At 61.5% G+C, this 9,221-nt stretch carries 8 protein-coding genes; all 8 read right to left on the reverse strand.

Annotated features, from left to right (window positions below; translation table 11 throughout):
* Position 1: 1 nt before the first annotated feature.
* Positions 2-838 carry a hypothetical protein gene (locus tag A3H92_12975; GenBank protein OHC76510.1) on the reverse strand — a complete coding sequence of 279 codons (837 nt, stop codon included), beginning with the start codon at positions 836-838 and terminating at the stop codon, positions 2-4.
* Between the two features lies 1 nt (position 839).
* Positions 840-2,126, reverse strand: coding sequence for a UDP-N-acetylglucosamine 1-carboxyvinyltransferase (locus tag A3H92_12980; GenBank protein ID OHC76511.1), 1,287 nt, complete (start codon positions 2,124-2,126; stop codon positions 840-842).
* 61 nt (positions 2,127-2,187) lie between these two features.
* Positions 2,188-2,991 carry a bifunctional hydroxymethylpyrimidine kinase/phosphomethylpyrimidine kinase gene (locus A3H92_12985; protein OHC76512.1) on the reverse strand — a complete coding sequence of 268 codons (804 nt, stop codon included), beginning with the start codon at positions 2,989-2,991 and terminating at the stop codon, positions 2,188-2,190.
* Entirely contained in the window at positions 2,988-4,334 is a 1,347-nt protein-coding gene (locus A3H92_12990) for a phosphoglucosamine mutase (protein ID OHC76513.1), read from the reverse strand. The genes A3H92_12985 and A3H92_12990 overlap by 4 nt, the downstream gene beginning before the upstream one ends.
* 75 nt (positions 4,335-4,409) lie before the next feature.
* Positions 4,410-5,249: a dihydropteroate synthase gene (locus tag A3H92_12995; GenBank protein OHC76514.1), complete on the reverse strand. Its 840-nt coding sequence runs from the start codon at positions 5,247-5,249 to the stop codon at positions 4,410-4,412.
* On the reverse strand, positions 5,249-7,171 hold the full coding sequence (locus tag A3H92_13000; protein ID OHC76515.1) for a cell division protein FtsH: 1,923 nt from the start codon (positions 7,169-7,171) through the stop codon (positions 5,249-5,251). Before A3H92_13000 ends, A3H92_12995 begins: the two co-directional genes overlap by 1 nt.
* Positions 7,172-7,243: 72 nt before the next feature.
* Complete coding sequence (locus tag A3H92_13005) at positions 7,244-8,305, reverse strand: tRNA lysidine(34) synthetase TilS (protein ID OHC76516.1); 1,062 nt, start codon at positions 8,303-8,305, stop codon at positions 7,244-7,246.
* The coding region (locus A3H92_13010) for a tol-pal system protein YbgF (GenBank protein OHC76517.1) at positions 8,305-9,221 on the reverse strand (917 nt) is incomplete at its 5' end. The genes A3H92_13010 and A3H92_13005, both read right to left, overlap by 1 nt.

Here is a 9,221-nt window from a genome sequence, read left to right on the forward strand (position 1 = left end):
ATCACTCGGCATGCCCGTTGCCTTGCGCTTTGCGTTTTTCTTCCCGGTGCAGCTTCTTGGCGGCGTCAATCGCCTTCCCGGAGACCCCCGTCTTGCGCAGATCGTCGGCATAGGCGTCAAAGATATCCAGCAGCTTGGGCACGTCGGGATCAATAACGTCCCACAACGCCATTTGCGACGGGGTCTTTTGCCGCATGTATGTTTTGAAATCAGAGCACCAGCGCTCCTCCAGTCCCTTGCGGAAATTAACCACATCCTTGGATTTTTTATCGATCCCCAGGTCCTGGTAGAAGTTCTCGCTGTAAAGATTGGCGGCGCACTCAAGGTCCAGCACGCGGACGTAATCCAGCCGCCCGTTCAGGTGTTGAATTCCGTGGCCGACCAGTTCATGAACGATGATCATCGCCAGCTCTTCCGCCGGCCATTTGACGGCATGGGGTCCGATCGCCGCCAGGAACTGGTTGGATTTTCCGTTCTCGCCGTTTTTCTTGAAAAAGCTCGGGTAAAACGTGGCCAGGGCGAAAACATCCTTTTTTCCCGCCTCGTGATCGGGGTTGTAAACCAGGATGACCTCGCCGTTCTGCTTCAGGGTTTCCAGCATGGAGGCGCTGAACGGCGATTTGGCGTAAATGATATCCAGCGCCTTGGCTATATTTTCAAGGCCCTCCTTCAGGCCGAGGGGTTTGGTGTCGTAGTCGCCTTCGGGGTCGGCAGGCACGGCGGCCAGCACGATGCCCCGGTGTTTCACCACCAGTTCCGTTTTGAAATTCAGGGCCAAGGCGTTTGAGGCCATGACGACGCCGATGAATGCCGACGTCAGCAGCAGTCTTGCTATCATCTCAGCCCTTGATGCGTTCGATTTTTGCGCCGCAGGCGGACATCTTTTCCTCAAGCCGCTCATAGCCGCGATCCAGGTGATAGACGCGGTTGACCACGGTCTCGCCCTCGGCCGCCAGCCCCGCCAGCACCAGCGACACGGAAGCGCGCAGGTCGGTGGCCATCACCTGGGCGCCGCAAAGCGCCCCTACCCCGCGAACAATGGCCGAGGCCCCGTGGACATTGATGTTGGCGCCCATGCGGCACAGTTCCGGCACATGCATGAAGCGGTTTTCAAAAATGGTTTCGGTAATCATCGAAGCGCCGTCGGCGACGGCCATCAGCACCATAAGCTGGGCCTGCATGTCGGTCGGGAAGCCGGGAAAAGGCTCGGTCATGATATCGACGCCCTTCAAGGCGCCGTTGGTGCGCGAGACGCGCAATCCGCCTTCGGTTGCGGCGATCTCGGCGCCGGCCTGGACCATGGTGTTCGCCACCGCCTCGATCAGATCAAGGCGGCCGCCGATCAGCTCCAGATCGCCGCCGGTAAGGGCCGCCGCCACGGCATAGGTTCCGGTTTCGATGCGGTCGCCCACTACCGTATGTTCGGCGCCGTGCAGACGCTCAACGCCTCTGATGCGGATAGTGTCGGCGCCGATGCCCTCGATATCGGCGCCCATGGCGACCAGACAGCGGGCCAAATCCGCCACCTCCGGCTCCCGCGCCGCGTTGGAAAGAACAGTCTCGCCTTCGGCCAGAGACGCCGCCATCAGCAGATTCTCGGTGCCGCCCACCGTGACCATGGGGAAAACCACATGAGCGCCTTTCAGGCCGTCGGGGGCAGAGGCGGTGATATAGCCTTCCTTCAATTCAATCTCGGCGCCGAGCCGGGCCAGGGCCTTAAGGTGCAGATCAATGGGCCGGGTGCCGATGGCGCAGCCTCCCGGCAAGGAAACGCGGGCATGGCCATAACGCGCCAGCAGCGGCCCCAGCACCAGCACCGAGGCCCGCATCTTGCGCACAAGCTCATACGGCGCCGTGGTTCCCGAGATATCGGCGGCGGTGAAGTTGCAAACGCGCCCGGCGGGACCGCCGTTTAACGCCGCGCCGTTCATGCTGACCTTTACCCCAAGCTCCGCCAGCAAATGGGTCATGGTGGCGATATCCGCCAGATGCGGCAGGTTGGCCAGCGTCAGCGTCTGATCCGTCAGCAGGCAGGCCGCCATCAGCGGCAACGCCGCGTTCTTGGCGCCGCCGATGTGAATGACTCCCTTAAGCGGAACGCCGCCACGGATGCGTATTCGATCCATAAAACAGTTTCCCTATTTCCGAATGCCGTTACTAAATCATATCCCGATCAATTGGAACCGACTACCCGGTAAAAGGCTTCACCGTGTGGGCGTGGTTCAGGGGGCCGTGGCCGCCGCCGAGGCCGGGGGCCGTGCGGATGGCTTCTTGCACATAGGCGCGGGCCGTCTTTACCGCGTCCTTGACCGTCTTTCCCTGAGCCAGACCGGCGGCGACGGCGGAGGCCAGGGTGCAGCCTGTGCCGTGAGTGTTTCGGGTATTGATTCTGGGGTCTTCAAAGACGTGGAGTTCGCCGTCGGCAAGCAGCAGGTCGATGATCATGTCTCCGGCCAGATGTCCGCCTTTCAGCAGCACCGCTCGGGGGCCGAGGGCGGCCAGTAAACGGATCGCCCGGCGGGCGTCATCGTGATTGTTAATCTTCATGCCGGTCAAGGCCTCGGCTTCGGGAATGTTGGGAGTCAGCACGCCGGCCAGGGGAAGCAGGCGCGATTTGAGCGCGCGCACGGCCTGCTCCTCCAGCAAGGCGTGGCCGCCCTTGGCCGTCATCACCGGGTCGATGACGATGGGGATGCGGGAACATTCGGCCTCCAGCGCGTCGGCGATCGCCTCGATAATATCGGCGCGGTGCAACATGCCTGTCTTGACGCTGTCGGCGCCGATGTCGGAAAGCACGGCTCTCATCTGGTCAACGACGAAGGCGGCGGGAACATCATGGATGGCGGAGACGCCCCTGGTGTTCTGGGCGGTAAGCGCCGTCACCGCCGTCATGGCGAAAGCGCCGAGCGCGGTAACCGTCTTGATGTCGGCCTGGATGCCCGCCCCGCCGCCGGAATCCGAGCCGGCTATGATCAGAACGCGGCCTTTCAATGGTTGTTCTGTTCGATGACGGCGCAAATGTCGTTGACCACCTCGGCCACCAGATTCTCGTTCTCGTCTTCGGCCATGACCCTGATCAGGTTCTCGGTTCCCGAGGGGCGGATAAGCAGCCGCCCGGTTCCCTTGAGGCGTTTCTCGGCGGCGGCGACGGCTTTCTTGACGGCGGCCTGTTCCAGCGGCTTGCCGCCGTTGTAGCGGACGTTCTTTAACAATTGGGGCAAGGGCGTAAAGACGCGGCAGACCTCGCCGGCCGGGCGTCCCGACTGAACCAGCACCGCCAGCACCTGCAACGCCGCGATCAGGCCGTCGCCGGTGGTGCTGTAGTCGCCGAGGATGACATGCCCGGATTGCTCGCCGCCCAGGTTGAACCCGTGCCGACGCATATGCTCAAGCACATAGCGGTCGCCCACCGGCGTGCGGATCAAACACAGGCCGGCTTTTTCCAGGCAGCGTTCCAGTCCCAGATTGGACATGACGGTGGCGACTACGCCGCCGCCTTTGAGCCGCCCGTCGGCCTGCCAGTGAAGGGCGACCTGAGCCATGATCTGATCGCCGTCGATCAGCTTGCCTTCATTGTCGGCGATCAGCACCCTGTCGGCGTCGCCGTCCAGGGAAATGCCGAGGTCGGCGTTGTGGGCGACGACGGCGGCCTGCATGGTTTCGGTGCAGGTGGAGCCGCAGCCTTTGTTGATATTGAAGCCGTCGGGATTGACGCCGATGGAGATCACCTCGGCGCCCAGCTCCCACAGCACCTCGGGGGCCACCTTGTAGGCGGCGCCGTTGGCGCAATCAATAACCACCTTGAGGCCGTCCAGCCGCCGTCCCTTGGGAAAGGTCTGCTTGACGTACTCGGTATAGCGCCCCTGGGCGTCATCCAGGCGCATCGCCTTGCCCAGCTTGTCGGGAGCCGCCAACTCGCCGCTGAGGCCGTTGTCGATGCGCCCTTCGATCTCGGCTTCCGCCTCGTCCGACAGCTTGTAGGAATCGGGGCCGAACAACTTGATGCCGTTATCCTGATAGGGGTTGTGGGAGGCCGAGATCATCACTCCGAGATCGGCCCTCAGGCTGGTTGTCAGCATGGCGACGGCCGGCGTCGGCATCGGCCCGACCAAAATCACGTCCATGCCCATGGAGATAAACCCGGAGGTCAAAGCCGGCTCGATCATGTAGCCGGACAAACGGGTGTCCTTGCCGATGACCACCCGGTGCTGATGGTCGCCGCGAGTGAATTGCAGGGCCGCCGCCATGCCTACCTTGAGGGCGGTCTCGGCGGTTATCGGCTCCCTGTTGGCCTCGCCGCGAATTCCGTCGGTGCCGAACAATTTGCGTGCCATATCATCTCCATAAGCGGATGGTCAGTTTAGCGCCGAATATAATCGGATGTGACTAACTTTTTATTTCCTATTTTTTCAGGGCCCGCCGTCCGCTATCGCCCGCCACACCTTAAGCGCCTGCATGGTCTCGGCAACGTCGTGGACGCGCAGGATATGAACGCCGCGCTCCGCCCCGGCCAGCGCCGCCGCCAGGGAACCGGCGAGACGCGCCTCGGGAGGCTCGTTACGGCTGAGGGCGGCGATGAATCTCTTGCGCGAAACGCCGAGAACCAGCGCACAGCCCAGTCGGCTAAACTCGTCCAGGCGGTTGAGGATTTCCATGTTGTGGCGGGCGGTCTTGCCGAAACCGATACCGGGATCGACGGCGATGCGGCTCCGCTTTATCCCCGCCGCCTCGCAGACGGCGATGCGGCCCGCCAGATATTCCATGATTTCCCGAGGCGCGTCCTGATAGCGGGGATCATCCTGCATATGGCCGGGTTCGCCCTGCATATGCATCAGGATCACCGAAGCATTGCCGGCCGCCGCCGTCGCCAAGGAGCGCGCATCGCCGCCGAGCGCGGTGATGTCGTTAATGATATCGGCGCCGGCTTTCAGCGCCGCTTCCATGACTTCGGCCTTGCGGGTGTCGATGGAAATAACCGCCCCCTGACCGGCCAAAGCGCCGATCACCGGAATTACCCGGTCAAGTTCCTGTTCAACAGAAACCGGCACCGCGCCGGGACGGGTGGACTCGCCGCCGATGTCGAGAATGCTTGCCCCGTCTTTAATCATCTCCCGGCCTCGGGCAATGGCGGCCTCATGACGAAACGCTTCGCCGCCGTCGGAGAAACTGTCCGGCGTCACGTTGATCACCCCCATCGCCAGCGGACGCTTCGGCTCAAGCGTCAGGCCGGCAAAGGAATAACGAATCATTATCCGATCTGTGGTTCGGGATCGAGTCCCGGCGGAGGGACGCTCTTGACCTTGCCGCTGGTCGGCACGGAGGCTTTGCGCATGCCTTCCGGGGGCATGTCTCTTTCATCGGGGCGGATTATGCGCTCGCCTCTCAGCAGGGCGTCCACTTCCTCGCCGGACAAGGTTTCATGCTCCAGCAGCGCCTGGGCGATGATTTCAAGCTGTTCACGTTTATCGGTCAGAATCCTGCGAGCCGTATTCTCGGCATTGTCGATAAGGGCGCGGATTTCTTCATCAATGATCTTGGCGGTGGCATCGGATACGTTCTTGCGCTGGGTCACCGAATGACCGAGAAAGACTTCCTCTTCATTCTCCGAGTAGCGAAGGGCGCCCAGCCGTTCGCTGAAGCCGTACTCGGTGACCATGCGCCGGGCCAATTCGGTGGCCTGTTTGATATCGTTGCCGGCGCCGGTGGTGATGTTGTCGGCGCCGAAGACGATTTCCTCGGCGAGACGGCCTCCGAACATGCTGGCCAGCTTCGATATCAATTCAGCTTTGGAGTAGGTGTATCTGTCCTTCTCCGGCAGGTTCATGGTGACGCCGAGGGCGCGGCCGCGAGGGATAATGGTCACCTTATGCAGGGGATCGTGCTTGGGCATGTTAATACCGACCAGAGCATGGCCCGCCTCGTGGTAGGCGGTCAGTTTCTTCTCATCCTCGCTCATCACCATCGAGCGGCGTTCGGCGCCCATCATCACCTTGTCCTTGGCGGCCTCGAAGTCGGACATGGTGATCACGCGCTTGGAGGCCCGCGCCGCCAGCAGCGCCGCCTCGTTGCACAGATTGGCGAGATCGGCGCCGGAAAAACCGGGCGTGCCGCGAGCGATAGTGCGGGGGTTGACGTCGGGAGCCATCGTCAGTTTACGCATATGGACCTTGAGAATCTTCTCACGGCCGATGATGTCGGGATTAGGCACCACCACCTGACGGTCGAAGCGTCCGGGCCTGAGCAGCGCCGGATCGAGAACGTCGGGCCGATTGGTGGCGGCGATCAGGATCACGCCTTCATTGGTCTCGAAACCGTCCATCTCCACCAGCAATTGATTGAGGGTCTGTTCCCGTTCGTCGTTACCGCCGCCCAGACCGGCGCCGCGATGACGACCCACCGCGTCAAGCTCGTCGATAAAGATGATGCAGGGCGCGTTTTTCTTGCCCTGCTCGAACATGTCGCGGACACGGGAGGCGCCGACGCCGACAAACATCTCGACAAAGTCGGAGCCTGAAATAGTAAAGAACGGAACGTTGGCCTCTCCGGCAATGGCCCGCGCCAGCAAAGTCTTGCCGGTGCCCGGCGGGCCTACCAAAAGGCATCCCTTGGGAATCTTGCCGCCGAGACGCTGAAATTTATGCGGGTCCTTGAGGAAATCGACAATTTCCTCAAGCTCCTGCTTGGCTTCGTCGATGCCGGCGACGTCCTCGAAGGTGATTCGCCCGGTCTTTTCGGTCAGCATCTTGGCCTTTGATTTGCCGAAGCCCATGGCCTTGCCGCCGCCGCCCTGCATTTGGCGCATGAAAAAAATCCACACGCCGATCAGCAACAGCATGGGGAACCACGAGATGACGACTCCCCACAGGGTGGGCGATCCGTCCTCGGACGGCGTCACCGAGATCAGTACGCCTTTCCTGGTGAGGTTGGGAATCATGGTGGGGTCATTGGGGGTGAAGGTGCCGAAGGCGGCGCCGTCGCGGAAGTGGCCGGTAACGGCCTGCCCCTGGATATTGACGTCGCGGACTTCGCCGCTTTCGACGTTGCTCAGGAATTCCGAAAATGACAGATGCTTCTGCGGTCCTCGCGGCGCCGTTCCCTGAAACAGGTTGAACAGCGCGAACACCAGCAACGCGACAATCGCCCACAGAGCCAAATTCTTACTGAAGTTCAAATCTTTTTCCTTCCCGGAGGATTCCAAACGTCAAACTCTTACCACATCGAAGAGATAGTAATCAAAAAAAGCTTAAACAAGGAAAAAGCCTACGCCTGAAATGCTTTTTAACGGATTAAAGGCAATTTCGGCGCCGCGCTTTTCCCGGCAAATAACAATCTTGTCCGATTTTCCCGACGGCGGCAAAATGCGGCAACCGGCGAGGGTGCGGGCGGACGAAAAAGTTCCCCCGATAATCAGGCCGTGGAGAAATTCCAGCTTTTCCCGGCGCGGCGGATAAGCCTTCCTGCCGATACAACCCAGAATCCGCGCCAACGCCCGCAATGACGCCTCCGGCGCCGCCCTCGCCAGCACGGTCCCGTCCACATAAGCATAACCCGCCGGGCAAATGGCGCAACATTGCGCCAGCAAGGAGGAAACGGCGTCTTCCATGGTCATGCGCAAATGCCCCATGCCCTTGGCTATTGCCGCCAAACGTTCAGGGTTAAGTCCCCTCCCGGCCAAGGCTCTTACGGCGGCGCGAAGGTGAGTCCTGGCATAACGCGCATCCAGGTTGGCGGGGTCCTCGATCCAATCCTGATCCATGACTTTCAGGGTGTCTCTAAGCCGCTCCCGCGATGCGCCGAGAAGGGGACGGACCAATCTCACAAAAGGGGTTTCGCGCACCGCCGCCATCGCCGAAAGGCCGTCAATGCCGCTGCCCCGCTCCAGCCTCAAAAGAAAGGTCTCGGCCTGGTCTTCCACGGTGTGGGCAACCAGCAGATGCAGTACGCCGGCCTCGCCGGCCCATGCGCACATAAGGTCATAGCGGGCTTCGCGGGCCGCCTCCTGAATCCCTGAAAGGGGCTTAGGTCCCTGCCGGCAAAGAATGTGATGGTCAATGCCGCGTGAGCCGAGCCAACGGCCCGTCATTGCGGCCTCGACGGCGGATTCGGGCCTCAGCCCATGGTCAACGGTCAGGGCGCTGACCTTTCCTCCCCGCGCCCGCGCCCAGGCATCGGCCAACAAACAGAGGGCCATGCTGTCGCCTCCGCCTGAAACCGCCACCGCCAAATGAGGATCGGCCTCGAAGGGGCCGACCGCCGCCATCATGGCGCTGAAGTCTTCATCGGAAACCGGATTATCAGACGCCACTACTTGCAGCCGTTGGCCTGACGCTCCTTGGCCACCCGCTTGCCGAGGGCATCGGACATCTTGGGGAAGTCGCTCAACAATTTGGCGAAAGTGGTGCAGGCTTCATTCTTCTTGTCGATTTTCGCCAGCGACATGCCCAGCTTAAGAAGGGTGTCGGAAGCCTTGGCGCTCTTAGGGTATTTCTGATAGCCCTCGATAAAAACCTGCGCGGCGGTTCTGAAGTCTTCGCGCACATAATAAGTCTCGCCCAGCCAGTAATTGGCATTGCCGGCCAGGGGGTCGTCGCCGCCGGTTTCCAGGAACTCCCGCAAGGCGGCGGCGGCGTCGTCATACTTAGACTGACGAAGAAGATCAAAAGCGCGGTCATAGCGTTCCTGCGGGGTGCCCTTGGGCATACTCTTACCCGTGGATGCCGATTGCTGCGATTTTTCAGCCGCCGGCGGAGCCGCCTTCCCGCCGCTCGCGCCGAGAGTCCCCGGCGCTTCGCCGGTTTGCACGGAAGGCGGCGTGGGCGCGGCGCTCACTTTCGGCGGAGCCGAGGCCTGAGCGGCGTCATTTTGCGCCGCTTCGTCCTGAGCCGCCGGGGTTCCCCGGGATTTTTCAAGTGAACCGAGACGATAATCAACGTCGCCGACCATCTTATCAAGACGCCGGCCGACCTGATCAATTTTATAGGAAAGGTCTTCGATCTTGCCGGTAACGGCGCGCAGTTCCTCCTCAAATATCGTCAGCCGATCTTCCAAATGGGTGGTGGCCGAACCGGATGACAACAGCACGGCATCCTTTCCCGGAGTTCCCCCTCGTGAAAGCTGGATATTGAGAGTTCTGATATCCTGTTCCAGGCGGTTGATGCGGTCGATAAGGGATTGCACATCGCCGCTTTGCGCCGAGGCTTGCGGCGCTCCCCCCAGGGTCG

The sequence above is a fragment of the Rhodospirillales bacterium RIFCSPLOWO2_02_FULL_58_16 genome (assembly GCA_001830425.1).
In the GTDB taxonomy this organism is placed as follows: Bacteria; Pseudomonadota; Alphaproteobacteria; order Rhodospirillales; family 2-02-FULL-58-16; genus 2-02-FULL-58-16.

What these genes read in the sequence shown, in the direction of transcription:
- A3H92_12975 (OHC76510.1), bottom strand. Translation starts at nt 838, where the DNA reads ATGATAGCAAGACTGCTGCTGACGTCGGCATTCATCGGCGTCGTCATG.
- A3H92_12980 (OHC76511.1), bottom strand. Translation starts at nt 2,126, where the DNA reads ATGGATCGAATACGCATCCGTGGCGGCGTTCCGCTTAAGGGAGTCATT.
- A3H92_12995 (OHC76514.1), bottom strand. Translation starts at nt 5,249, where the DNA reads ATGATTCGTTATTCCTTTGCCGGCCTGACGCTTGAGCCGAAGCGTCCG.
- A3H92_12990 (OHC76513.1), bottom strand. Translation starts at nt 4,334, where the DNA reads ATGGCACGCAAATTGTTCGGCACCGACGGAATTCGCGGCGAGGCCAAC.